Origin of the sequence: Staphylococcus xylosus, assembly GCF_002732165.1 — a bacterium.
Classification (GTDB): Bacteria; Bacillota; Bacilli; order Staphylococcales; family Staphylococcaceae; genus Staphylococcus; species Staphylococcus xylosus.
In genome coordinates, this window is sequence record NZ_MRZO01000005.1 from 166,934 (window position 1) to 189,230 (window position 22,297).

36 protein-coding genes are annotated in these 22,297 nt (G+C 35.2%); 35 read left to right on the plus strand and 1 reads right to left on the minus strand.

From position 1 onward, the window contains the following. The first annotated feature begins 76 nt into the window (after nt 1-76). Both BTM19_RS09340 and BTM19_RS09345 read left to right on the plus strand, forming a co-directional pair. Nucleotides 77-2,215, plus strand: a complete 2,139-nt coding sequence (locus BTM19_RS09340) for a DNA topoisomerase III (protein WP_029378515.1) — start codon at nt 77-79, stop codon at nt 2,213-2,215. 110 nt (nt 2,216-2,325) lie between these two features. Continuing rightward, nucleotides 2,326-3,660 (plus strand): NCS2 family permease, encoded by a 1,335-nt coding sequence (locus BTM19_RS09345; protein WP_029378516.1) that lies wholly within the window; start codon nt 2,326-2,328, stop codon nt 3,658-3,660. Between the two features lie 190 nt (nt 3,661-3,850). Here BTM19_RS09345 and BTM19_RS09350 read toward each other — a convergent pair whose 3' ends face one another. Then, a complete protein-coding gene (locus BTM19_RS09350; protein WP_029378517.1) occupies nt 3,851-4,234 on the minus strand; it encodes a hypothetical protein in 384 nt (127 codons plus the stop codon). Nucleotides 4,235-4,607: 373 nt separating this feature from the next. Between BTM19_RS09350 and rpsJ the strand changes: the two genes are divergently transcribed. The 33 genes from rpsJ (at nt 4,608) to truA (ending at nt 22,224) form a co-directional block, all read left to right on the plus strand. Then, nucleotides 4,608-4,916 carry a 30S ribosomal protein S10 gene (gene rpsJ / locus BTM19_RS09355; RefSeq protein WP_002482611.1) on the plus strand — a complete coding sequence of 103 codons (309 nt, stop codon included), beginning with the start codon at nt 4,608-4,610 and terminating at the stop codon, nt 4,914-4,916. A gap of 27 nt (nt 4,917-4,943) precedes the next feature. Next, nucleotides 4,944-5,603 (plus strand): 50S ribosomal protein L3, encoded by a 660-nt coding sequence (gene rplC, locus BTM19_RS09360; RefSeq protein ID WP_017722923.1) that lies wholly within the window; start codon nt 4,944-4,946, stop codon nt 5,601-5,603. A 26-nt stretch (nt 5,604-5,629) separates the two neighbouring features. Further along, nucleotides 5,630-6,253, plus strand: a complete 624-nt coding sequence (gene rplD, locus BTM19_RS09365) for a 50S ribosomal protein L4 (RefSeq protein WP_029378518.1) — start codon at nt 5,630-5,632, stop codon at nt 6,251-6,253. Further along, complete coding sequence (gene rplW / locus BTM19_RS09370) at nt 6,253-6,528, plus strand: 50S ribosomal protein L23 (protein WP_002482614.1); 276 nt, start codon at nt 6,253-6,255, stop codon at nt 6,526-6,528. Before rplD ends, rplW begins: the two co-directional genes overlap by 1 nt. A 31-nt stretch (nt 6,529-6,559) precedes the next feature. Continuing rightward, the gene (gene rplB / locus BTM19_RS09375; RefSeq protein ID WP_017722925.1) at nt 6,560-7,393 is read left to right on the plus strand and encodes a 50S ribosomal protein L2; all 834 of its coding nucleotides are present in this window, start codon (nt 6,560-6,562) and stop codon (nt 7,391-7,393) included. 64 nt (nt 7,394-7,457) lie between these two features. Beyond that, a complete protein-coding gene (gene rpsS, locus BTM19_RS09380) occupies nt 7,458-7,736 on the plus strand; it encodes a 30S ribosomal protein S19 (RefSeq protein WP_017722926.1) in 279 nt (92 codons plus the stop codon). A gap of 28 nt (nt 7,737-7,764) precedes the next feature. Next, nucleotides 7,765-8,118 carry a 50S ribosomal protein L22 gene (gene rplV, locus BTM19_RS09385; RefSeq protein ID WP_017722927.1) on the plus strand — a complete coding sequence of 118 codons (354 nt, stop codon included), beginning with the start codon at nt 7,765-7,767 and terminating at the stop codon, nt 8,116-8,118. Nucleotides 8,119-8,142: 24 nt separating this feature from the next. Further along, nucleotides 8,143-8,796, plus strand: coding sequence for a 30S ribosomal protein S3 (rpsC, locus tag BTM19_RS09390; RefSeq protein ID WP_017722928.1), 654 nt, complete (start codon nt 8,143-8,145; stop codon nt 8,794-8,796). Between the two features lie 2 nt (nt 8,797-8,798). Then, nucleotides 8,799-9,233 carry a 50S ribosomal protein L16 gene (gene rplP / locus BTM19_RS09395; RefSeq protein ID WP_017722929.1) on the plus strand — a complete coding sequence of 145 codons (435 nt, stop codon included), beginning with the start codon at nt 8,799-8,801 and terminating at the stop codon, nt 9,231-9,233. Then, entirely contained in the window at nt 9,223-9,432 is a 210-nt protein-coding gene (gene rpmC, locus BTM19_RS09400; RefSeq protein ID WP_002482620.1) for a 50S ribosomal protein L29, read from the plus strand. Before rplP ends, rpmC begins: the two co-directional genes overlap by 11 nt. Nucleotides 9,433-9,458: 26 nt before the next feature. Next, nucleotides 9,459-9,722: a 30S ribosomal protein S17 gene (gene rpsQ / locus BTM19_RS09405; RefSeq protein ID WP_002482621.1), complete on the plus strand. Its 264-nt coding sequence runs from the start codon at nt 9,459-9,461 to the stop codon at nt 9,720-9,722. A gap of 31 nt (nt 9,723-9,753) precedes the next feature. Beyond that, a complete protein-coding gene (gene rplN / locus BTM19_RS09410) occupies nt 9,754-10,122 on the plus strand; it encodes a 50S ribosomal protein L14 (RefSeq protein ID WP_002482622.1) in 369 nt (122 codons plus the stop codon). A gap of 42 nt (nt 10,123-10,164) precedes the next feature. Beyond that, the gene (rplX, locus tag BTM19_RS09415; RefSeq protein WP_017722930.1) at nt 10,165-10,482 is read left to right on the plus strand and encodes a 50S ribosomal protein L24; all 318 of its coding nucleotides are present in this window, start codon (nt 10,165-10,167) and stop codon (nt 10,480-10,482) included. Between the two features lie 25 nt (nt 10,483-10,507). Further along, nucleotides 10,508-11,047: a 50S ribosomal protein L5 gene (gene rplE / locus BTM19_RS09420; RefSeq protein WP_017722931.1), complete on the plus strand. Its 540-nt coding sequence runs from the start codon at nt 10,508-10,510 to the stop codon at nt 11,045-11,047. Between the two features lie 21 nt (nt 11,048-11,068). Continuing rightward, on the plus strand, nt 11,069-11,254 hold the full coding sequence (locus tag BTM19_RS09425) for a type Z 30S ribosomal protein S14 (RefSeq protein ID WP_002482625.1): 186 nt from the start codon (nt 11,069-11,071) through the stop codon (nt 11,252-11,254). Nucleotides 11,255-11,285: 31 nt separating this feature from the next. After that, a complete protein-coding gene (rpsH, locus tag BTM19_RS09430; RefSeq protein WP_017722932.1) occupies nt 11,286-11,684 on the plus strand; it encodes a 30S ribosomal protein S8 in 399 nt (132 codons plus the stop codon). 27 nt (nt 11,685-11,711) lie between these two features. Next, nucleotides 11,712-12,248: a 50S ribosomal protein L6 gene (gene rplF / locus BTM19_RS09435; RefSeq protein ID WP_029378519.1), complete on the plus strand. Its 537-nt coding sequence runs from the start codon at nt 11,712-11,714 to the stop codon at nt 12,246-12,248. 31 nt (nt 12,249-12,279) lie between these two features. After that, the gene (gene rplR, locus BTM19_RS09440; protein WP_017722934.1) at nt 12,280-12,642 is read left to right on the plus strand and encodes a 50S ribosomal protein L18; all 363 of its coding nucleotides are present in this window, start codon (nt 12,280-12,282) and stop codon (nt 12,640-12,642) included. Between the two features lie 20 nt (nt 12,643-12,662). After that, complete coding sequence (gene rpsE / locus BTM19_RS09445) at nt 12,663-13,160, plus strand: 30S ribosomal protein S5 (protein WP_029378520.1); 498 nt, start codon at nt 12,663-12,665, stop codon at nt 13,158-13,160. 16 nt (nt 13,161-13,176) lie between these two features. Beyond that, nucleotides 13,177-13,356, plus strand: coding sequence for a 50S ribosomal protein L30 (rpmD, locus tag BTM19_RS09450; RefSeq protein WP_002482630.1), 180 nt, complete (start codon nt 13,177-13,179; stop codon nt 13,354-13,356). 18 nt (nt 13,357-13,374) lie between these two features. Beyond that, on the plus strand, nt 13,375-13,815 hold the full coding sequence (rplO, locus tag BTM19_RS09455) for a 50S ribosomal protein L15 (RefSeq protein ID WP_017722936.1): 441 nt from the start codon (nt 13,375-13,377) through the stop codon (nt 13,813-13,815). Beyond that, entirely contained in the window at nt 13,815-15,107 is a 1,293-nt protein-coding gene (secY, locus tag BTM19_RS09460; RefSeq protein WP_029378521.1) for a preprotein translocase subunit SecY, read from the plus strand. Before rplO ends, secY begins: the two co-directional genes overlap by 1 nt. Nucleotides 15,108-15,124: 17 nt before the next feature. Further along, the gene (locus tag BTM19_RS09465) at nt 15,125-15,775 is read left to right on the plus strand and encodes an adenylate kinase (protein ID WP_029378522.1); all 651 of its coding nucleotides are present in this window, start codon (nt 15,125-15,127) and stop codon (nt 15,773-15,775) included. A gap of 173 nt (nt 15,776-15,948) precedes the next feature. After that, on the plus strand, nt 15,949-16,167 hold the full coding sequence (gene infA, locus BTM19_RS09470; RefSeq protein ID WP_001118443.1) for a translation initiation factor IF-1: 219 nt from the start codon (nt 15,949-15,951) through the stop codon (nt 16,165-16,167). A 31-nt stretch (nt 16,168-16,198) separates the two neighbouring features. Further along, nucleotides 16,199-16,312: a 50S ribosomal protein L36 gene (gene rpmJ, locus BTM19_RS09475; RefSeq protein ID WP_002471372.1), complete on the plus strand. Its 114-nt coding sequence runs from the start codon at nt 16,199-16,201 to the stop codon at nt 16,310-16,312. A gap of 21 nt (nt 16,313-16,333) precedes the next feature. Next, a complete protein-coding gene (gene rpsM / locus BTM19_RS09480) occupies nt 16,334-16,699 on the plus strand; it encodes a 30S ribosomal protein S13 (RefSeq protein ID WP_029378523.1) in 366 nt (121 codons plus the stop codon). 23 nt (nt 16,700-16,722) lie between these two features. Then, the gene (rpsK, locus tag BTM19_RS09485) at nt 16,723-17,112 is read left to right on the plus strand and encodes a 30S ribosomal protein S11 (RefSeq protein WP_029378524.1); all 390 of its coding nucleotides are present in this window, start codon (nt 16,723-16,725) and stop codon (nt 17,110-17,112) included. A gap of 75 nt (nt 17,113-17,187) precedes the next feature. Continuing rightward, nucleotides 17,188-18,132: a DNA-directed RNA polymerase subunit alpha gene (locus BTM19_RS09490; protein ID WP_017722939.1), complete on the plus strand. Its 945-nt coding sequence runs from the start codon at nt 17,188-17,190 to the stop codon at nt 18,130-18,132. Between the two features lie 18 nt (nt 18,133-18,150). Then, on the plus strand, nt 18,151-18,519 hold the full coding sequence (gene rplQ, locus BTM19_RS09495; RefSeq protein ID WP_029378525.1) for a 50S ribosomal protein L17: 369 nt from the start codon (nt 18,151-18,153) through the stop codon (nt 18,517-18,519). A 438-nt stretch (nt 18,520-18,957) separates the two neighbouring features. After that, nucleotides 18,958-19,767 carry an energy-coupling factor transporter ATPase gene (locus tag BTM19_RS09500; RefSeq protein WP_038678967.1) on the plus strand — a complete coding sequence of 270 codons (810 nt, stop codon included), beginning with the start codon at nt 18,958-18,960 and terminating at the stop codon, nt 19,765-19,767. Continuing rightward, nucleotides 19,764-20,627, plus strand: coding sequence for an energy-coupling factor transporter ATPase (locus tag BTM19_RS09505; protein WP_029378527.1), 864 nt, complete (start codon nt 19,764-19,766; stop codon nt 20,625-20,627). Before BTM19_RS09500 ends, BTM19_RS09505 begins: the two co-directional genes overlap by 4 nt. After that, the gene (locus BTM19_RS09510; protein ID WP_029378528.1) at nt 20,617-21,423 is read left to right on the plus strand and encodes an energy-coupling factor transporter transmembrane component T family protein; all 807 of its coding nucleotides are present in this window, start codon (nt 20,617-20,619) and stop codon (nt 21,421-21,423) included. Before BTM19_RS09505 ends, BTM19_RS09510 begins: the two co-directional genes overlap by 11 nt. 6 nt (nt 21,424-21,429) lie before the next feature. Continuing rightward, the gene (gene truA, locus BTM19_RS09515) at nt 21,430-22,224 is read left to right on the plus strand and encodes a tRNA pseudouridine(38-40) synthase TruA (protein ID WP_029378529.1); all 795 of its coding nucleotides are present in this window, start codon (nt 21,430-21,432) and stop codon (nt 22,222-22,224) included. Nucleotides 22,225-22,297 lie beyond the last annotated feature (73 nt).

Genomic DNA, 22,297 nt, shown 5'->3' on the forward strand with positions numbered 1-22,297 from the left:
TTTGAATAAATGGAAGTTTTGATGTGCTACAGACATGTTACAATGTATATTATATTGAATTTGAAAGGGCGAAATTATGAAATCATTAATTATAGCTGAGAAACCTTCAGTAGGTAGAGACATTGCAAATACGCTTAATATCAACGAAAAACGTAATGGCTACTTTGAAAATAATCAATATATTGTCACATGGGCATTAGGTCACCTTGTAACTAATGCAACACCAGAACAATATGATAAGAATTATAAAGAATGGAGACTTAATGATTTACCAATCATACCAAATAAAATGAAGACAGTTGTGATTAGTAAGACTAGAAAACAATTCTCGACTGTTCAGTCATTGATTAATAATAAAAATGTGAAGGATATTATTATTGCAACCGATGCTGGAAGAGAGGGCGAACTAGTAGCGCGTTTGATTTTAGATAAATCTCACAATAAAAAGCCGATAAAGCGTTTATGGATTAGTTCAGTAACTCAAAAAGCAATTAGAGACGGTTTTAGCAAACTTCAAGATGGACGGAAGTTCAATAATTTATACTATGCTGCGTTAGCGAGAAGTGAAGCAGATTGGATTGTAGGTATTAATGCTACTAGAGCATTAACTACTAAGTATGATGCGCAATTGTCACTAGGACGAGTTCAAACACCAACAATACAGTTAGTCCAAATGAGACAGAATGAGATTAAACAGTTTGAACCGAAGACATACTATACAATGTCAATTGATGCAGGAGGATTAACTTTTCAATGTACTAAGCCACAGTCTCATGAAGATAAATCAGTTTTTGAAAGCATAGAAGATAAAATTAAAGACTGTACAGCTCAAATAGAAACAATAAATAAATCACATAAAAAAGCTTACCCTCAACAATTATATAGTCTGACTGATCTTCAGCAAGATGCATATAAACGTTTCCACTTAGGACCTAAAGAGACATTGAATACGCTACAAACATTATATGAACGTCATAAATTGGTTACGTACCCGCGTACTGATTCTAATTATCTAACCGATGATATGGTAGATACTTTGAAAGATAGACTGCAAGCAATTATGGCAACTTCATTAAAAGATCTTGCCAAGAGGCAAATGTCGCAAACTTTCTCAGCTAAGCAAAAGTTTGTGAATAATAGCAAGGTTTCAGATCATCACGCGATCATTCCTACTGAAGTACGACCAGACATGAGTCAATTAAGTCAGAGAGAATCGAAAATATATATGATGATTGCACAAAGGTATCTAGAAAATCTTATGTCTCCACACGAATACGAGGCTGTTTCAATAGAATTGTATATTAATGGCTATGCATTTACTTTTAAAGACAAAGTAACTACTAAATTAGGTTTTAAAGAAATATTTGAAGACAAAGACAAAGTAAATGATCAAATGGAGCAATTGCAAAAAGGTGCAAAACTAAACATTAGTAAAGTACAAATCAATCAACATGAGACGACACCACCACCATACTTTAATGAAGGTACATTGCTTAAAGCGATGGAAAGTCCTCAAAAATTCTTTAATTTAACAGATAAAAAACATAATCAGACATTAAAAGAAACAGGTGGTATTGGTACAGTTGCTACAAGAGCGGATATCATAGATAAACTCTTTAATATGAACGCGATTGAATCTAGAGATGGTAAAATAAAAATCACATCAAAAGGAAAGCAAATATTAGAATTAGCACCACAGAAACTAACTTCGCCATTGTTAACTGCAGAATGGGAAGAAAAGTTAACGCTTATAGAACAAGGTAAATATGATGCAAGTAAATTTATAACTGAAATGAAGTCATTTACGAAAGATGTTGTATCTGAAATTAAAGAGAGTGACCAGAATTATAAACATGATAATTTAACAACAACAGAATGTCCAACATGTGGCAAGTTTATGATTAAAGTGAAAACAAAAAATGGTCAAATGTTAGTCTGTCAAGATCCGCAATGTAAGACAAAGAAAAATGTACAAAGAAAAACAAATGCCCGTTGTCCAAATTGTCACAAGAAAATGACGCTATTTGGGAGAGGTAAAGATGCCGTATATCGTTGTGTATGTGGCCATACAGAAACACAAGCCCAAATGGATAAGCGACATAAAAATAAAAAGTCAGACAAAGTGAATAAAAAAGATTTGAAAAAATACATGGGTAATAATGAAGGATTAGAAAATAACCCATTCCAAGACGCATTAAAGGGACTAAAGTTCTAGATTAATCGAACAAATAGTATAAAAAATAAAGTAAGGTTCGTGTTTGCTATTGTAAAAAAGTTCGTTTGGTATTAGAATATGTAGGTATTTTAAAAAAAGGAGAACTAACCGTGAAAAAGTATTTCAAGTTTGATAAACACGAAACAAACTATAAGAGAGAGATACTTGGTGGGCTTACAACTTTCTTGTCGATGGCATATATATTAGCTGTTAACCCTCAAGTACTAAGTTTAGCAGGCGTTGATGGCGTGTCTGAGAATATGAAAATGGATCAAGGTGCAATCTTTGTAGCTACAGCTCTGGCGGCATTTGTAGGTTCATTATTCATGGGCTTAATAGCAAGGTATCCAATTGGACTAGCGCCAGGTATGGGCTTAAATGCATTCTTTGCATTTACAGTTGTACTAACTATGGGTATACCATGGCAAATTGGTTTGACAGGCGTTCTATTTTCTGGAATAGTCTTTGCATTTCTAACAATGACCGGGCTCAGGGAAATAATTATAAATGCTATTCCTTATCAGATGAAAATGGCTGTATCTGCAGGGATCGGTCTTTTCATAACTTTTGTAGGTTTGCAGAGTTCTGGAATAATTGTAAATAACGATTCAACATTAGTAACGTTAGGACATATTACTGATGGACCAGTCTTATTAACGATATTTGGTATTATAGCTACTGTTATATTGTATGCTTTAAGAGTACCTGGAGCGATATTTATTGGTATGGCACTAACAGCTATTGTAGGTATGATTACAGGCCTTATACATACGCCAAGTGCTATTGTAGGGCATGTACCAAGCATAGAGCCGACTTTTGGTGCAGCATTTGAAGCATTTAAAGATCCAAGTCAATTACTTACAGTGCAATTCTTAATTGTAATATTAACGTTCCTGTTTATTGATTTCTTTGATACTGCAGGTACACTTGTCGCTGTCGCTACACAAGCAGGCATAATGAAAGATAATAAGCTTCCAAGAGCAGGACGTGCACTGTTCTCAGATTCACTAGCAACAATTGTTGGTGCAATATTCGGTACAACGACAACAACATCTTATATTGAATCAAGTTCAGGAGTTGCAGTTGGAGCTAGAACAGGTTTTGCAAGTGTCATAACCGGGTTCTGTTTCTTACTAGCGATATTCTTTAGTCCTTTAATGGAAGTAGTAACAAGTGCTGTTACCACGCCAGCATTAGTTGTAGTTGGTGTATTAATGGCAGCAAACTTTGCAGAAATAGATTGGAAGAAATTTGAAGTAGCAGTACCTGCTTTTGTAACAATTATAATGATGCCTTTATCATATTCAATTGCTACTGGTATTGCATGTGGATTTATTTTCTATCCAATTACGATGCTTATTTCAAAACGTCATAAAGAAGTGCATCCAATCATGTATGCACTAATGATATTATTCATCCTGTATTTCATATTTGTTCACGGGTAATAAAAATATAAAGAAGCGCACATTGTCTTTGTCGTCTGACTTAGTTCAATGTGCGCTTTTAAATTACATATAGTAAAAAATAAAGGTAATATTAGAAATTAATTTGTAGTAGTTAACAAGTAGCGAAATTAGGTTTCTTCATTATATAGAATAAAAAACTATCTATATTAATACTTGCTATTTATAATGACTAACTATTTCGTCTGTCTTCAGTATAAATAACTTTAGCATTCTTATTAGGAACATAAAGTGGTGTGGATAATAAGATGAAGACAAAAAATACCATTAAGAAGAATAATATCCAATGTACTACCATACCGACAACAGGTACAAAGGCAATAATGTTACCTACAATACCCAATAAAGGGATAAACATCATCGGTTTAATTGCGTTTTGCTTATCTACAATTAAAATAACCATCATTATAAAATAGAGCAACATACTTATCAGTAACGGTTGCCAACCTAAACTAAGAATGATACTGCCTCCAAGAAAAGGAATACCGTAAACTAACTCGCTAATTATCAAAATAATACTTAATATTAAAAGAGTAGTGCGAATTGCACTTTTCATTTCATTTCACCACCTAACTTAAATCTTTATATCTATCTATTATATAGGAAATAATTAAAATAGAATAACAATAAGAAAATGTAAAATTATAGAAATTTAAATATTACAATAGAAATATTAGGAAATAGGTTGAAGTGAAATACTTAATCAAGTACAATAACAAAGTATGTGTTAGACAAAAGTTTTAAAAACTTTTATAGAAAAGCTTGATAAATCACTGTTTATCATGTATCATATCTAATGTTGGACTTTAAGAACACGCGATGAAGCGAAAGGTTACTGACACACCCGGCCGCTTTGCCATGGCGCTGTGTGAGATAGTTTTCGTGGAGAAGTCTATCACTTAAATGTAGACGAATAAGGAGGGAAAATTATGGCAAAACAAAAAATCAGAATCAGATTAAAAGCTTATGACCATCGAGTAATCGATCAATCAGCAGAAAAAATTGTTGAAACAGCAAAACGTTCTGGTGCAGATGTTTCTGGACCAATTCCGTTACCGACTGAAAGATCAGTTTACACTGTAATTCGTGCCGTGCATAAGTACAAAGATTCACGTGAGCAGTTCGAACAACGTACTCATAAACGTTTAATCGATATTGTTAACCCTACACCAAAAACAGTTGATGCTCTTATGGGCTTAAACTTACCATCTGGCGTAGACATCGAAATCAAATTATAATAGAAAAAATTAGGAGGTGGACTTTCGATGACCAAAGGAATCTTAGGAAGAAAAATCGGGATGACACAAGTTTTCGGAGAAAACGGTGATTTAATCCCTGTAACAGTAGTAGAAGCAAGCCAAAACGTTGTATTACAAAAGAAATCTGAAGAGATCGATGGATACAACGCTATTCAAGTAGGCTACGAAGATAAACAAGCTTACAAAAAAGATAGCAAAAGTAATAAATATGCAAATAAACCAGCTGAAGGCCATGCTAAAAAAGCAGGCACAGCACCTAAGCGCTTCATTCGTGAATTCAGAAACGTTAACGTTGATGAATACGAAGTAGGTCAAGAAGTCTCAGTTGATACATTTGAAGCTGGAGACGTAATTGATGTAACAGGCGTATCTAAAGGTAAAGGTTTCCAAGGTGCCATTAAACGTCATAATCAAGCACGTGGTCCAATGTCACATGGTTCTCATTTCCACAGAGCCCCAGGTTCTGTAGGTATGGCATCAGACGCTTCAAGAGTCTTTAAAGGACAAAAAATGCCTGGACGTATGGGCGGTAACACTGTAACAGTTCAAAACTTAGAAGTAGTTCAAATTGATGCTGAAAACAATGTTATTTTAGTAAAAGGTAATGTACCTGGTCCTAAAAAAGGTTTTGTAGAAATCACAACATCAATCAAAGGTAATAAATAATATAATACGAAAGGAGGAATTGCATAATGGCTAATTATGATGTATTAAAAGTAGATGGATCTAAATCAGGTTCAGTTGAACTAAGCGATGCAGTATTTGCAATCGAACCAAACAACAATGTTCTTTTTGAAGCGATTAACTTACAACGTGCTTCATTACGCCAAGGTACACATGCTGTTAAGAATCGTTCAGCAGTACGTGGTGGTGGACGTAAACCATGGAGACAAAAAGGTACAGGACGTGCGCGTCAAGGTACAATCCGTGCTCCACAATGGCGTGGTGGTGGTGTCGTATTCGGACCAACACCAAGAAGTTACTCATACAAAATGCCTAAGAAAATGCGTCGTTTAGCATTACGCTCAGCATTATCTTTCAAAGTACAAGAAAAAGGTTTAACTGTTGTAGATGCATTAAACTTAGATGCTCCAAAAACAAAAGAGTTCAAAACTGTACTTTCTAATTTAGAACAACCTAAAAAAGTATTAGTAGTTACAGAATCAGAAGATGTAAACGTTGCTTTATCAGCACGTAACATTCCTGGTGTACAAGTTACTACAGCTCAAGGTTTAAACGTTCTAGATATCACAAGCGCTGACAGTGTAGTAATTACAGAAGCAGCTGCTAAAAAAGTTGAGGAGGTGCTCGGATAATGGAAGCAAGAGACGTTCTTAAGCGCCCCGTAATCACTGAAAAATCTTCTGCTGCAATGGCTGAAGATAAATACACATTCGACGTTGATACTCGTGCTAATAAAACACAAGTTAAAATCGCTGTTGAAGAAATCTTTGACGTTAAAGTTGATAATGTAAACATCATTAACTACAAACCAAAGAAAAAACGTATGGGCCGTTACCAAGGCTATACAAACAAGAGACGTGTAGCAATCGTTAAATTAAAAGAAGGATCAATCGATCTATTCAACTAAAAAAAGATTACCAATAAGGAGGTAAACGACAATGGCTCTAAAAAAATATAAGCCAATTACTAATGGTCGTCGTAATATGACTAGTTTAGATTTCGCTGAAATTACGAAAACTACACCTGAAAAGTCATTATTACAACCGCTACCGAAAAAAGCGGGACGAAATAACCAAGGTAAATTGACAGTTCGCCATCATGGTGGAGGACATAAACGTCAATACCGTGTTATTGATTTCAAACGTAATAAAGATGGTATCAACGCTAAAGTTGATTCAATCCAATATGATCCAAACCGTTCAGCTAACATTGCATTATTAGTTTATGCTGATGGTGAAAAACGCTATATCATCGCTCCAAAAAACCTAAAAGTAGGTCAAGTTCTTGAAAGCGGTGAAGAAGCAGACATTAAATTAGGTAATGCATTACCATTACAATTCATTCCAGTAGGTACTGTAATCCACAACATCGAGTTAAAACCTGGTAAAGGTGGACAAATTGCTCGTTCAGCTGGTGCTAGTGCACAAGTACTTGGTAAAGAAGGTAAATATGTATTAATCAGATTAAGATCTGGCGAAGTACGTATGATTCTTTCAACTTGCCGTGCTACAATTGGACAAGTTGGTAACATCCAACATGAACTTGTAAACGTTGGTAAAGCAGGACGTTCTAGATGGAAAGGCATTCGCCCAACAGTTCGTGGTTCTGTAATGAACCCTAACGATCACCCACACGGTGGTGGTGAAGGTCGTGCACCTATCGGTAGACCATCTCCAATGTCACCTTGGGGTAAACCTACGCTTGGTAAGAAAACTCGTCGTGGTAAAAAATCATCTGACAAACTTATCGTTCGTGGACGTAAGAAAAAATAAAAATGACTTATTTGCGTGTGTGGCTTAAAAGCCGCACGCACACAATAAGAAGGGAGGCGCCACTATGGCTCGTAGTATTAAAAAAGGACCTTTCGCTGACGATCATCTAAAGAAAAAAGTTGAGGCTCAAAGCGGAAGCGAGAAAAAACAAGTAATCAAAACTTGGTCACGTCGTTCAACTATATTCCCTGAATTTATCGGACATACATTCGCTGTATATGACGGACGTAAACACGTACCTGTATTCGTAACTGAAGATATGGTTGGTCATAAATTAGGAGAATTCGCACCAACTCGTACATTCAAAGGACACGTTGCAGACGACAAAAAAACTAGAAGATAATTTCTAACAGGTAGAGGAGGAAATTCCAATGGAAGCAAAAGCGGTTGCTAAAACAATAAGAATCGCACCTCGTAAAGTTAGATTAGTATTAGATCTAATAAGAGGCAAAAATGCTGGAGAAGCTATTGCGATTTTAAAATTAAAGAACAAAGCTTCATCACCAGTAGTTGAAAAATTATTAATGTCCGCTTTAGCAAATGCTGAACATAACTACGACATGAACACTGATGAATTAGTAGTTAAAGAAGCTTATGCTAATGAAGGACCAACATTAAAACGTTTCCGTCCACGTGCACAAGGCCGTGCAAGTGCGATCAACAAACGTACAAGCCATATTACAATCGTCGTAAGTGACGGTAAAGAAGAAGCTAAAGAAGCTTAATACATTTTTTAAGGAGGGAACACTTTGGGTCAAAAAATTAATCCAATCGGACTTCGTGTTGGTGTAATCCGTGATTGGGAAGCTAAATGGTATGCAGAAAAAGACTTCGCTTCACTATTACACGAAGATTTAAAAATCCGTAAGTATATTGATAACGCGTTAACAGAAGCATCAGTTTCTCACGTTGAAATCGAACGTGCTGCGAATCGTATCAACATCGCTATTCATACTGGTAAACCAGGTATGGTAATCGGTAAAGGCGGTTCAGAAATTGAAAAATTACGTAATAAATTAAATTCATTAACTAACAAAAAAGTACACATCAATGTTATCGAAATCAAAAAAGTTGATTTAGATGCTAAACTTGTTGCAGAAAACATTGCACGTCAATTAGAAAACCGTGCTTCATTCCGTCGTGTACAAAAACAAGCAATTACAAGAGCAATGAAACTTGGTGCTAAAGGTATCAAAACACAAGTTTCAGGTCGTCTAGCTGGAGCTGACATCGCTCGTGCTGAACAATATTCAGAAGGAACTGTTCCACTTCATACTCTACGTGCTGACATTGGTTACGCACATGCAGAAGCAGACACTACTTACGGTAAGTTAGGTGTCAAAGTATGGATCTATCGTGGAGAAGTTCTTCCTACTAAGAACACTAGTGAAGGAGGAAAATAATAATGTTACTACCAAAACGTGTAAAATATCGTCGTCAACATCGTCCTAAAACAACTGGTCGTTCAAAAGGCGGTAATTATGTAACATTTGGTGAGTATGGTTTACAAGCAACTACAACTTCTTGGATCACATCTCGTCAAATTGAATCAGCTCGTATTGCAATGACACGTTATATGAAACGTGGCGGGAAAGTTTGGATTAAAATCTTCCCACATACACCTTACACTAAAAAACCTTTAGAAGTACGTATGGGTGCTGGTAAAGGTGCAGTAGAAGGTTGGATTGCAGTAGCAAAACCAGGTAGAATTTTATTTGAAATCGCAGGCGTTAACGAAGAAGTTGCGCGTGAAGCATTACGTTTAGCAAGTCACAAACTTCCAGTTAAAACTAAGTTTGTAAAACGTGAAGAATTGGGTGGTGAAACAAATGAAAGCTAAGGAAATTAGAGACTTAACCACTTCAGAAATCGAAGAGCAAATTAAATCTTCAAAAGAAGAGCTTTTTAACCTACGCTTTCAGTTAGCTACAGGTCAATTAGAGGAAACTGCACGTATTCGCACAGTAAGAAAAACGATTGCACGTCTAAAAACTGTTGCTCGTGAAAGAGAAATTGAACAAGGTAAAGCGAATCAATAATTCAATTGAAAGAGGAGGTTACTAAAGTGAGCGAAAGAAATGATCGTAAAGTTTATGTAGGTAGAGTCGTTTCCGATAAAATGGATAAAACGATAACTGTACTTGTTGAAACATACAAAACGCACAAGTTATATGGTAAACGAGTAAAATACTCTAAAAAATACAAAACTCATGATGAAAACAACTCAGCTAAATTAGGGGACACAGTTAAGATACAAGAGACTCGTCCTTTATCAGCAACTAAACGTTTCCGTTTGGTAGAAATTGTTGAAGAATCAGTAATTATTTAATTAAATAGTGAAGATAAAGGAGGTTTAACTCATGATCCAACAAGAAACACGATTAAAAGTAGCAGATAACTCTGGTGCACGTGAAGTTCTTACAATTAAAGTATTAGGTGGATCTGGTCGTAAAACAGCTAATATTGGTGATGTTATCGTAGTAAGTGTTAAAAATGCTACACCAGGTGGCGTTGTCAAAAAAGGTGAAGTAGTAAAAGCTGTTGTTGTACGTACTAAATCAGGCGTACGCCGTAATGATGGTTCATATATTAAGTTCGATGAAAATGCATGTGTTATCATTCGTGATGACAAAGGCCCACGTGGTACTCGTATTTTTGGACCTGTTGCTCGTGAATTACGTGAAGGAAACTTCATGAAAATTGTATCATTAGCTCCAGAAGTACTTTAATAAAAACATTTATAAATATATAAATTTAAGGAGGTGCCACACATGCATATCAAAAAAGGTGACAACGTTAAAGTTATCGCAGGTAAAGACAAAGGTAAAGAAGGTAAAGTTGTTTCAACTGAACCTAAAAAAGACCGTGTCGTTGTGGAAGGTGTCAATATTATCAAAAAGCACCAAAAACCAACTCAATTTAACCCTGAAGGTGGAATCTTAGAAACAGAGGCAGCAATCCATGTTTCTAACGTACAATTATTAGACCCTAAAACGAATGAACCAACTCGAGTAGGTTATAAATTCGAAGATGGAAAAAAAGTTCGTGTAGCTAAAAAATCTGGCGAAGAAATCAAATCTAATAATTAATAACTAATTGAAAGGAGGATCCACTGTGAACCGTTTAAAAGAAAAATATAACTCTGAAGTTACTCAAAACTTAGTGAAACAATTTGACTATAGTTCAGTAATGGAAGTTCCAAAAATAGAAAAAATCGTAGTAAATATGGGTGTCGGTGACGCTGTTCAAAATACGAAAGTATTAGATGACGCTGTAGAAGAATTACAGTCAATCACTGGTCAAAAACCATTAATTACAAAAGCTAAAAAATCAGTAGCAACTTTCCGTTTACGTGAAGGTATGCCTATCGGAGCTAAAGTGACACTTCGTGGAGAAAGAATGTATGACTTTTTAGATAAATTAATCGCTGTATCACTTCCACGTGTACGTGACTTCCGTGGTGTATCAAAAACTGCATTCGACGGTAGAGGTAACTACACTCTAGGTGTTAAAGAACAATTAATTTTCCCTGAAATCGACTATGATCGCGTAAGTAAAATACGAGGAATGGATATCGTTATCGTAACTACTGCTAACACTGACGAGGAAGCTCGTGAATTGTTAACACAATTCGGTATGCCATTTCAAAAATAATCTCTAAAGGAGGCTAATTAAGTGGCTAAAACTTCAATGGTTGCTAAGCAACAAAAAAAACAAAAGTTCCAAGTACGTGAATATACTCGTTGTGAACGCTGTGGTCGTCCACATTCTGTATATCGTAAATTTAAATTATGCCGTATTTGTTTCCGTGAATTAGCTTATAAAGGCCAAATCCCTGGCGTTCGTAAAGCTAGCTGGTAATAGAAAATAGTCTGAAAGGAGGCAACAATCAATGACAATCAACGATCCAATTGCAGATATGCTAACTCGTGTAAGAAACGCAAACATGGTGCGTCACGATAAATTAGAATTACCTGCTTCTAACATTAAAAAAGAAATTGCTGAAATATTAAAAAGTGAAGGTTTCATTAAAAACGTAGAATACGTTGAAGACGATAAACAAGGGGTAATCCGTTTATTCCTTAAATATGGTCAAAATAATGAGCGTGTTATCACTGGATTAAAACGTATCTCAAAACCAGGTTTACGTGTATATGCTAAAGCTAACGAAGTACCTAAAGTACTTAACGGTTTAGGTATTGCATTAGTTTCTACTTCAGAAGGTGTTATCACTGACAAAGAAGCTAGAAAACGTAACATCGGTGGAGAAATCTTAGGTTACATTTGGTAATAATAAATAATAAGGAGGTGCGATAACATGAGTCGTGTTGGTAAAAAAATTATTGACATCCCTAGCGACGTAACAGTAAGTGTTGAAGGTAACACAGTTACTGTTAAAGGTCCTAAAGGTGAATTATCAAGAACAATGAATGAAAGAATGACATATAAACAAGACGAAAGCACTTTAGAAGTTGTAAGACCAACTGATTCTAAAGAAGATAGAACAGTACATGGTACAACTCGTGCTTTAATCAGTAATATGATACAAGGTGTTAAAGAAGGATACCAAAAAACACTTGAATTAGTTGGTGTTGGTTACCGTGCTCAAATGCAAGGTAATGACTTAATCTTAAACGTTGGTTACTCTCACCCAGTTGAAATTAAAGCTGATGACGGTATTACTTTCGGTGTAGAAAAAAATACAACAGTTACAGTTGCTGGTATTTCTAAAGAACAAGTTGGAGCTATCGCTTCAAACATTCGTTCAGTAAGACCTCCAGAACCTTATAAAGGTAAAGGAATTCGTTACCAAGGTGAATACGTTCGCCGTAAAGAAGGTAAAACTGGTAAATAATAAATAACTTTCTATAGAAAGGAGAATTAAGATGATCAGCAAAATTGACAAAAATAAAGTGCGTTTAAAAAGACATTCACGTGTACGTAGTAAATTAGCTGGCACAGCTGAAAAACCACGTTTGAATATCTATCGTTCAAACAAGCATATCTATGCACAAGTTATAGATGATGTTAATGGTAAAACAATCGCGCAAGCATCAACTCAAGAAAAAGATTTAGCTAACGAATCAGGTTCAAAAGTTGACTTATCAGCTAAAGTTGGCGAAACTGTAGCTAAAAGAGCTAGCGAAAAAGGCGTAAAAACAATTGTATTTGACCGTGGAGGATATTTATACCATGGCCGTGTTAAAGCCTTAGCAGATGCAGCTCGTGAAAATGGTTTAGAATTTTAATTTAAAGGAGGGACATTTACATGGCTCGTAGAGAAGAAGCGAAAGAATTTGAAGAACGCGTTGTTACAATTAACCGTGTTGCGAAAGTTGTAAAAGGTGGTCGTCGTTTCCGTTTTACTGCTTTAGTTGTAGTAGGAGATAAAAACGGTCGCGTTGGTTTCGGTACTGGTAAAGCGCAAGAGGTACCAGAAGCAATCAAAAAAGCAGTTGAAGCAGCTAAAAAAGATTTAGTTGTTGTTCCACGTGTTGAAGGTACTACACCTCACACAATTACTGGACGTTTCAGTTCAGGCAGTGTATTTATGAAACCAGCTGCACCTGGTACTGGTGTTATTGCAGGTGGCCCTGTTCGTGCAGTATTAGAATTAGCAGGTATCACTGATATCTTAAGTAAATCTTTAGGTTCAAATACACCAATTAACATGGTTCGTGCAACAATCAATGGATTAAAAAACCTTAAAAATGCTGAAGAAGTTGCGAAATTACGTGGCAAATCAGTAGAAGAATTATACAATTAAGGAGGGAAAATAAGTTATGGCTAAATTACAAATTACCCTCACTCGTAGTGTTATAGGTCGTCCAGAAACACAACGTAAAACTGTTGAAGCTTTAGGTTTGAAAAAAACAAACTCTTCAGTAGTTGTTGAAGATAACCCTGCTATTCGTGGGCAAATCAACAAAGTAAGTCACTTAGTGACAGTAGAAGAAAAATAATTTTAAGGAGGTGCCGAAATGAAATTACATGAGTTAAAACCGGCAGAAGGTTCTCGTAAAGTTCGTAACCGCGTTGGACGTGGTGCAGCTACTGGTAACGGTAAAACTAGTGGTCGTGGACAAAAAGGTCAAAAAGCACGTTCAGGTGGTAGTGTAAGACCAGGCTTCGAAGGTGGTCAATTACCATTATTCCGTCGCTTACCAAAACGAGGTTTTACTAACATTAACCGTAAAGAATATGCTATTGTTAACTTAGACCAACTTAATAAATTTGAAGATGGTACTGAAGTAACTCCTGCTTTATTAGTAGAATCTGGTGTAGTTAAGAGTGAAAAATCTGGTATTAAAGTACTAGGTAACGGTTCACTTGATAAGAAATTAACTGTTAAAGCTAACAAATTCTCTGCATCTGCAGCAGAAGCTATTGATGCAAAAGGCGGAGCACACGAGGTGATCTAATGTTTGAAACGCTTGTGAATTTCTTTAAAACTAAAGAAGTTCGTAACAAGATCTTTTTTACTCTCGCAATGTTAGTTATTTTTAAAATAGGTACTTATATTCCAGCACCTGGTGTAAATCCAGCTGCTTTTGACAGTCAACAAGGTTCTCAAGGTGTCACTGACTTGTTAAACACATTTGGTGGCGGAGCCTTGAAGAACTTTTCTATCTTTGCCATGGGTATAATGCCTTATATAACTGCATCAATTGTTATGCAGTTATTACAAATGGATATTATTCCGAAGTTTTCAGAGTGGGCAAAACAAGGTGAGGCAGGTAGAAAGAAACTTAATAACGTAACTCGTTATTTTGCGATTGTACTTGCTTTTATCCAATCAATTGGAATGGCATTCCAATTTAATAATTATCTTAAAGGTCAATTGATCATGGATCAGTCAATCTTAAGCTATTTATTAATTGCTGTTGTATTAACAGCTGGTACTGCGTTCCTAATTTGGTTAGGTGAACAAATCACTCAATTCGGTGTTGGTAATGGTATATCCATTATTATCTTCGCAGGTATTTTGTCTTCATTACCTTCATCATTAATACAGTTTTATCAACAGGCCTTTGTTGGTCAAGATGATACTTCTATGGCATGGTTGAAAGTAATTGGATTAATTATTGGCATGATATTATTGACGGTTGGCGCAATATTTGTATTACAAGCTATTCGTAAAATTCCAATTCAATATGCGAAGAAACAATCAACACAACGATTAGGTTCACAAGCAACATATTTACCTTTGAAAGTTAACTCTGCAGGGGTTATTCCTGTTATCTTTGCAATGGCGTTCTTCTTGTTACCAAGAACTTTAACATTGTTCTTCCCTGACGCTAGTTGGGCGCAACGGATATCTGACGTGGCAAATCCATCGAATAACATCGGTATGATTGTATATGTGGTGCTTATTATTGCATTCGCATATTTCTATGCATTTGTTCAAGTCAATCCTGAAAAGATGGCTGATAACCTTAAGAAACAAGGAAGCTATGTCCCAGGTATTAGACCTGGCGAACAAACAAAACTATATATTACTAGAGTTCTCTATCGTTTAACATTTGTAGGATCGATATTCTTAGCTGTAATTGCGATTCTTCCAATAATTGCAACTAAAGTTATGAGTTTACCTCAATCTATTCAGGTTGGTGGTACTAGCTTACTAATTGTAATTGGTGTAGCGATTGAAACAATGAAGAGTCTAGAAGCTCAAGTGAGCCAAAAAGACTATAGAGGCTTTGGTGGTAGATAAATTGTAGGAGGGCACTTATGAATATCATTTTAATGGGTTTACCTGGTGCAGGTAAAGGAACTCAAGCGAGTGAAATTGTTAAGAAATTCCCAATTCCACACATATCTACTGGCGACATGTTCAGAAAAGCGATTAAAGATGAAACTGATTTAGGTAAAGAAGCTAAATCATACATGGATCGTGGAGAATTAGTCCCTGATGAAGTTACTGTGGGTATCGTAAAAGATAGAATATCTGAAGACGATGCAAAAAAAGGATTCTTACTTGACGGCTTTCCTCGTACTATTGAACAAGCTGAAGCATTAAGTAATATTATGCAAGAATTAGATAGAAAAATTGATGCTGTTATCAATATAGAGGTACCTGAAGAAGAATTAATGAACCGCCTTACTGGTCGTAGGATCTGTGAAAAATGCGGAACAACTTATCATCTTGTATTCAATCCTCCAAAAGTTGATGGTATTTGTGATCTTGACGGTGGTAAATTGTATCAACGTGAAGATGACAACCCAGAAACAGTTGCAAATCGTTTAAATGTCAATGTTAAACAATCTAAACCTATCTTAGAATTCTATGATGATAAAAATGTTTTGAAAAACATTGATGGTTCTAGAGATATTAACGTAGTAACTAAAGACGTAATTGATATCTTAGAGAACTTAAAATAAAGTCAACTTTGTACGGTCTATGTAATGCTAAAGGTATAATTAAATAAGAGTGACCATGCGTTAACGTAATTCATTTAATTTTGTTAAACTGATTAACAACACTTATAGACTCGTATGGTTAGAGTTGATTTTTTGACGATAACCAACTATTTCAAAAAGGGGGAAGTTAATTAATGGCTAAACAAGATGTAATTGAATTAGAAGGTACTGTATTAGATACTTTACCAAATGCAATGTTTAAAGTAGAATTAGAAAATGGTCATGAGATTTTAGCTCATGTAAGTGGTAAGATCAGAATGAATTATATTCGTATTCTACCTGGCGACAAAGTAACAGTTGAAATGTCTCCGTATGATTTAACACGCGGAAGAATTACGTATCGTTATAAATGATCGTCACTCCATAATATAGGGAGGTATTAAAATGAAAGTAAGACCATCAGTAAAACCAATTTGCGAAAAATGTAAAGTCATTAAACGTAAAGGTAAAGTAATGGTAATTTGTAGCAACCCAAAACATAAACAAAAACAAGGCTAATAAAGAGAGGTGTAATTAATTATGGCACGTATTGCAGGAGTAGATATTCCACGTGAAAAACGTATTGTTATTTCATTAACTTATGTGTATGGTATCGGTACTACTACAGCAAATAAAATTGCTGAAGAAGCTAACGTATCACCTGAAACACGCGTTAAAGATTTAACTGATGATGAATTAGGTCGTATCCGTGAAGTAGTTGACAGCTATAAAGTAGAAGGTGACTTACGTCGTGAGCAAAACTTAAACATTAAACGTTTAATGGAAATCTCATCATACCGTGGTATCCGTCACCGTCGTGGATTACCAGTTCGCGGACAAAAAACAAAAAACAATGCTCGTACTCGTAAAGGCCCAGTTAAAACTGTAGCTAACAAGAAAAAATAATAGGTAAAGGAGGCAAAATTTAAATGGCACGTAAACAAGTATCTCGTAAACGTAGAGTGAAAAAGAATATTGAAAATGGTGTGGCTCACATCCGTTCAACATTCAATAATACAATAGTAACTATTACTGATGAATTTGGTAACGCATTATCATGGTCATCAGCAGGTGCACTAGGCTTTAAAGGATCAAAAAAATCAACACCATTCGCAGCTCAAATGGCAGCTGAAACAGCTTCAAAAACAGCAATGGAACACGGTTTGAAATCTGTTGAAGTTACTGTAAAAGGTCCTGGTCCTGGTCGTGAATCAGCTATTCGTGCGTTACAATCAGCTGGATTAGAAGTAACTGCAATTCGTGACGTTACTCCAGTACCACATAATGGTTGTCGTCCACCAAAACGTCGTCGCGTATAATTTTATTGTTATTGTCGCAGGTCACTGAGAAATACAGTATATATCAAGTCGACGTAATCAAGGAGGATATTGTAAATGATTGAAATCGAAAAACCTAGAATTGAAACAATTGAAATTAGTGATGATGCTAAATTCGGTAAGTTCGTTGTTGAACCACTAGAACGTGGCTACGGTACTACACTAGGAAACTCCTTACGTCGTATCCTACTATCTTCATTACCAGGTGCAGCCGTTAAGTACATTGAAATCGAAGGCGTGTTACACGAATTTTCAGCAATAGATAATGTCGTTGAAGATGTTTCTACAATTATTATGAACATCAAAAAACTTGCATTAAAAATCTATTCTGAAGAAGACAAAACTTTAGAAATTGATGTTAAAGATGAGGGCGATGTAACTGCAAGTGACATTACTCATGATAGTGATGTTGAAATTCTGAATCCTGAGATTAAGATTGCAACAGTATCAAAAGGTGGACATTTAAAAATCCGTCTTGTTGCTAATAAGGGTAGAGGTTACGCATTAGCAGAACAAAACAAAACTAGTGATTTACCAATTGGTGTAATTCCAGTGGACTCACTTTATTCACCAGTTGAACGTGTTAACTATACTGTAGAAAATACGCGTGTGGGTCAAAGCAGTGATTTTGATAAGTTAACTTTGGATGTTTGGACAAATGGTTCAATCACACCACAAGAATCTGTTTCATTAGCTGCAAAAATCCTAACTGAACATTTGAATATCTTCGTTGGATTAACTGATGAAGCGCAAAACGCTGAAATCATGATTGAAAAAGAAGAAGATCAAAAAGAAAAAGTACTTGAAATGTCTATTGAAGAATTAGACTTATCAGTGCGTTCTTACAACTGTTTAAAACGTGCAGGCATTAACTCTGTTCAAGAATTAGCAGATAAATCTGAAGCAGATATGATGAAAGTACGTAATTTAGGTCGTAAATCTTTAGAAGAAGTTAAATACAAACTCGAAGATTTAGGTTTAGGTTTAAGAAAAGAAGATTAATATAAAGGAGGTTAACTCATGGGTTACAGAAAATTAGGTCGTACTTCTGATCAACGTAAAGCGATGTTACGCGATTTAGCTACTTCACTTATCGTTAGCGAACGCATTGAAACTACAGAAGCGCGTGCAAAAGAATTACGCAGTGTGGTTGAAAAACTAATCACTTTAGGTAAAAAAGGAGATTTAGCTTCTCGTCGTCAAGCAGCTAAAACTTTACGCAATGTTGAAGTCTTAAATGAAGATGAATCAACACAAACAGCATTACAAAAATTATTTGGTGAAGTTGCTGAACGTTATACAGAACGTCAAGGCGGTTACACTCGTATTCTTAAAGCAGGTCCTCGTCGCGGCGATGGCGCTGAATCAGTAATTATTGAATTAGTTTAATTTAAATATACGTAGCTACTATGTATAAAGCAAATGAGTGCAACGATAATGTTTGCCACATACAAATATTGTCTAGCTCAGAGTACCCCATCAAAACTTAATAAAATTTAAAGCGTGAACTCAAAATATGATGGGGTGCGCGCTTTTTTTGTTTAGTCCCCCTTAATTCTTTAGAATTTAGGGGGACTTATGCAATTGCGGAGCAATAGCGAACCTAAGAACCTTAATTCTTTAGAAAATTAAAGGAATACATTCGATAAGCGAATGCATAAGCAAAACTAGCTAAACGAAGTTTAGAGGACTGCTTTAGACTTATGCATGAAACTACTGATAAAATGGATATTGAGTCATTCTTTAATGGTAGTATATCTTCTTATTTTCATGTAAAATAGATAAGGTATATAAAAATAGACTTATTAAATATTGGAGGCAATCGATATGGATACGCAAGAGCATATTATTACATTTAATCATGTATCATTTAAATATAATAGTGATGAACCGCTTGCGTTGAATGATGTATCATTTAGTATTCCAAAAGGAACGTGGACTTCTATAGTTGGACACAATGGTTCAGGAAAATCGACGATTGCTAAATTAATGGTAGGTATTGAAAAGCCGTTTGATGGTAATATTTATTTTAGAAATGAAGCTATCAGTCAGCAGAATTTAGATTATTTAAGACAACATATTGGTATTGTATTTCAAAATCCAGAGAATCAATTTGTAGGATCAACTGTTGAATTTGATGTAGCCTTTGGTTTAGAAAACCACAGCGTCTCTTATGATGATATGAGAGCGATAGTGCCCAAAGCATTAAATGATGTAGATATGTTAGATAGAGCGAATTATGAACCTCAATCGCTTTCTGGTGGCCAGAAACAGCGTGTTGCTATTGCAGGTGTACTTGCATTAGATACCGATATCATTATTTTAGATGAAGCGACATCTATGTTAGACCCTGCTGGTAGAAAAGACTTAATTGCTTTAATTCATCGTTTAAAAGAAGAAAAAGATGTAACTATTATTTCTATTACACATGATTTATCAGAAGCTGCAGAGGCTGATTACCTCGTTGTTTTAAATGAAGGCGAGGTTTATCAAACGGGGCGACCGAACGAAATTTTTAGTGATGGCGATAAACTAACTCAAATTGGTTTAGACTTACCCTTCTCTATACGAATGCATAATCAATTATTAGGTAGTATTGATTTCATAACATATGAAGGGTTGGTAAAAAAATTATGACTGTTAATTTTAACCAAGTAAGTTATGTTTATCAAAAAGGGACACCATTTGAGCATCAAGCCTTAAGTGAAATAGTAACGACTTTTGAGCAAGGGAAATATTATGCAATCATTGGACAAACTGGTTCAGGAAAGTCTACATTAATTCAGCATTTTAATGGTCTACTTAAACCATCAGAAGGTTTACTTCAAATTGATGATGTAGTAATTAGTCATAAGACAAAAGATAAGCATTTGAAAGATATTCGTAAGCGTGTAGGGGTAGTATTTCAATTTCCAGAATCACAGTTGTTCGAAGATTCAGTAGAACGCGAGATATTATTTGGACCAAAGAACTTCAACATGCCATTAAACGAAGTAAAAGAAAGAGCATTTCGTTTGCTCATAGAATTTGGCTTTAATAGAGATATATTACAGCAGTCTCCATTTCAAATGTCTGGTGGACAAATGAGGAAAATAGCTCTCACATCAATATTAGCGATGGATCCAGATATTGTTATACTTGATGAACCAACAGCGGGGCTTGATCCTAAAAGTAGAAAACAGATAATGGAAGCGATAAAGAAACTCCAAGTTGAACAGCAAAAGACGATCATACTTGTGACGCATGAAATGAATGATGTGGCAAAGTATGTGGATGAAATAAAAATTATGCAACACGGTCAATTGATAGAATCATGTTCACCTCGCAAGCTATTTAGTGATACGAATTATGTTAATCAAATGCATCTTGATGTACCAGACATTGTAAAATTGCAACGTGATTTAGAAGATAAACATCAATATTATTTTAATAAAATTGCTTTGACAGAAGAAGAATTTGTTGAGATGTATAAGGGGTGGCAACAAGATGAAAGATAAATTTATTATAGGACGCTACCTTCCACTAGATACGATCATACATCGATTAGATCCACGTGCGAAATTAATTTTTGTCTTTGTGTTTATTATCTTAATTTTCTTTGCGCATTCTTTTGCAACGTATTTATGGTTATTTATTTCAATCATCGCGTTTATGAAACTAGCACAAATTAAGCTTTGGTTCTTAGCCAAAGGTTTAACGCCCATTTGGATTTTTCTAATATTTACTTTTTTAATGCATTTGTTCTTAACAAAAGGTGGTACAAGGTTATTTGAATTAGGCTTTGTCTCAATTGATATAGATGGTATTTTAGAAGGTGTTTATATTGTTTTGCGTCTCATGTTTATTATTATGATTTCAACCATTATGACGTTAAGTACAAGTCCAATTGATTTAACGGATGCTTTTGAAAAACTACTATCGCCATTGAAATTAGTTAAAATACCTGTACACCAATTAAGTATGATGATGTCTATTGCATTAAGGTTTATCCCCACGTTGATGAATGAGTTAGATAAAATTATATTAGCTCAAAAATCAAGGGGTTCTGAAATTAGTTCTGGTAGTATAATCAATAGAGTGAAGGCATTTGTTCCTCTGCTGATTCCTTTATTTATATCTGCATTCCAACGCGCTGAAGATTTGGCAATCGCGATGGAAGTGAGAGGATACGATACGAAGAAGCAACGGACAAATTATCGTAAATTACAGTGGCAAACGAAGGACAGTCTAACGCTGTTAATATTATTGCCACTATCCGTAGTATTATTTGTGTTAAAATTTATGGGAGTGTAGTAAATCATGCGTGTTTTAGTTAATATTTCTTATCAAGGAAGTCAATTTCTAGGTTTTCAAATACAACAAAATGGACGAACCGTACAACAACAATTCGAAAAGATTTTAAAGCGCATGCATAAGCATGATGTGAGAATACACCCAAGTAGTAGAACAGATAGAGGTGTACATGCAATTGAGCAATATTTTCATTTTGACACTGAGTTAAACATTCCCGAGCAACAATGGCAATATGCGATGAATCGTGCATTACCAGGTGATATATATGTCAATCATGTCAGTTTTGTTAGTGACGATTTTCATTGCAGATATGATTGCGTAGGCAAATCTTACCGTTATAAAATTTATCAATCTAAACACAAAGATCCGTTTCTTAATGGCTTAAAAACACATATCACTGAAACGTTAGATATTGAAAGAATGAATATAGCTGCACAGTATTTTATTGGTACACATGATTTTACAGGGTTCTGTTCACAAAAAACAGAAGTTGTTAGCAAAGTAAGAACACTTTACGAAAGTCGTATAGAAAAAACAGAAAATGGCTTTGACTATATTGTCACAGGCTCCGGTTTCCTATATAATATGGTGCGTGTGTTAGTAGCCTTTTTAATTGAAGTAGGCAAAGGAAAACGACAACCAGAAGAAATACCTAAATTATTAGAGGATAAAGATCGTAACAAAGTGCCTTTTACTGCTCCGGCAGAAGGGTTATATTTAGAGAAGATTTATCTAACACCAAGCGAATTAATCACTGATTTTGGTAATGATATAAAATTACATCAAAAAAAATCGATATGATATTGTTAAATGTCGTTGACAAAATGACAAAAAAATTATACGATTACTAACGGTATTGTTTTATATCACCCAC

Bases quoted from the DNA above. Each gene is read 5' to 3' on its own strand.
- BTM19_RS09340 (WP_029378515.1), top strand. From the start codon at position 77: ATGAAATCATTAATTATAGCTGAGAAACCTTCAGTAGGTAGAGACATT.
- BTM19_RS09350 (WP_029378517.1), bottom strand. From the start codon at position 4,234: ATGAAAAGTGCAATTCGCACTACTCTTTTAATATTAAGTATTATTTTG.
- rpsJ (WP_002482611.1), top strand. From the start codon at position 4,608: ATGGCAAAACAAAAAATCAGAATCAGATTAAAAGCTTATGACCATCGA.
- rplC (WP_017722923.1), top strand. From the start codon at position 4,944: ATGACCAAAGGAATCTTAGGAAGAAAAATCGGGATGACACAAGTTTTC.
- rplD (WP_029378518.1), top strand. From the start codon at position 5,630: ATGGCTAATTATGATGTATTAAAAGTAGATGGATCTAAATCAGGTTCA.
- rplW (WP_002482614.1), top strand. From the start codon at position 6,253: ATGGAAGCAAGAGACGTTCTTAAGCGCCCCGTAATCACTGAAAAATCT.
- rplB (WP_017722925.1), top strand. From the start codon at position 6,560: ATGGCTCTAAAAAAATATAAGCCAATTACTAATGGTCGTCGTAATATG.
- rpsS (WP_017722926.1), top strand. From the start codon at position 7,458: ATGGCTCGTAGTATTAAAAAAGGACCTTTCGCTGACGATCATCTAAAG.
- rplV (WP_017722927.1), top strand. From the start codon at position 7,765: ATGGAAGCAAAAGCGGTTGCTAAAACAATAAGAATCGCACCTCGTAAA.
- rplP (WP_017722929.1), top strand. From the start codon at position 8,799: ATGTTACTACCAAAACGTGTAAAATATCGTCGTCAACATCGTCCTAAA.
- rpmC (WP_002482620.1), top strand. From the start codon at position 9,223: ATGAAAGCTAAGGAAATTAGAGACTTAACCACTTCAGAAATCGAAGAG.
- rplN (WP_002482622.1), top strand. From the start codon at position 9,754: ATGATCCAACAAGAAACACGATTAAAAGTAGCAGATAACTCTGGTGCA.
- rplX (WP_017722930.1), top strand. From the start codon at position 10,165: ATGCATATCAAAAAAGGTGACAACGTTAAAGTTATCGCAGGTAAAGAC.
- rpsH (WP_017722932.1), top strand. From the start codon at position 11,286: ATGACAATCAACGATCCAATTGCAGATATGCTAACTCGTGTAAGAAAC.
- rplF (WP_029378519.1), top strand. From the start codon at position 11,712: ATGAGTCGTGTTGGTAAAAAAATTATTGACATCCCTAGCGACGTAACA.
- rplR (WP_017722934.1), top strand. From the start codon at position 12,280: ATGATCAGCAAAATTGACAAAAATAAAGTGCGTTTAAAAAGACATTCA.
- rpsE (WP_029378520.1), top strand. From the start codon at position 12,663: ATGGCTCGTAGAGAAGAAGCGAAAGAATTTGAAGAACGCGTTGTTACA.
- rpmD (WP_002482630.1), top strand. From the start codon at position 13,177: ATGGCTAAATTACAAATTACCCTCACTCGTAGTGTTATAGGTCGTCCA.
- rplO (WP_017722936.1), top strand. From the start codon at position 13,375: ATGAAATTACATGAGTTAAAACCGGCAGAAGGTTCTCGTAAAGTTCGT.
- secY (WP_029378521.1), top strand. From the start codon at position 13,815: ATGTTTGAAACGCTTGTGAATTTCTTTAAAACTAAAGAAGTTCGTAAC.
- BTM19_RS09465 (WP_029378522.1), top strand. From the start codon at position 15,125: ATGAATATCATTTTAATGGGTTTACCTGGTGCAGGTAAAGGAACTCAA.
- infA (WP_001118443.1), top strand. From the start codon at position 15,949: ATGGCTAAACAAGATGTAATTGAATTAGAAGGTACTGTATTAGATACT.
- rpmJ (WP_002471372.1), top strand. From the start codon at position 16,199: ATGAAAGTAAGACCATCAGTAAAACCAATTTGCGAAAAATGTAAAGTC.
- rpsM (WP_029378523.1), top strand. From the start codon at position 16,334: ATGGCACGTATTGCAGGAGTAGATATTCCACGTGAAAAACGTATTGTT.
- rpsK (WP_029378524.1), top strand. From the start codon at position 16,723: ATGGCACGTAAACAAGTATCTCGTAAACGTAGAGTGAAAAAGAATATT.
- BTM19_RS09490 (WP_017722939.1), top strand. From the start codon at position 17,188: ATGATTGAAATCGAAAAACCTAGAATTGAAACAATTGAAATTAGTGAT.
- rplQ (WP_029378525.1), top strand. From the start codon at position 18,151: ATGGGTTACAGAAAATTAGGTCGTACTTCTGATCAACGTAAAGCGATG.
- BTM19_RS09500 (WP_038678967.1), top strand. From the start codon at position 18,958: ATGGATACGCAAGAGCATATTATTACATTTAATCATGTATCATTTAAA.
- BTM19_RS09505 (WP_029378527.1), top strand. From the start codon at position 19,764: ATGACTGTTAATTTTAACCAAGTAAGTTATGTTTATCAAAAAGGGACA.
- BTM19_RS09510 (WP_029378528.1), top strand. From the start codon at position 20,617: ATGAAAGATAAATTTATTATAGGACGCTACCTTCCACTAGATACGATC.
- truA (WP_029378529.1), top strand. From the start codon at position 21,430: ATGCGTGTTTTAGTTAATATTTCTTATCAAGGAAGTCAATTTCTAGGT.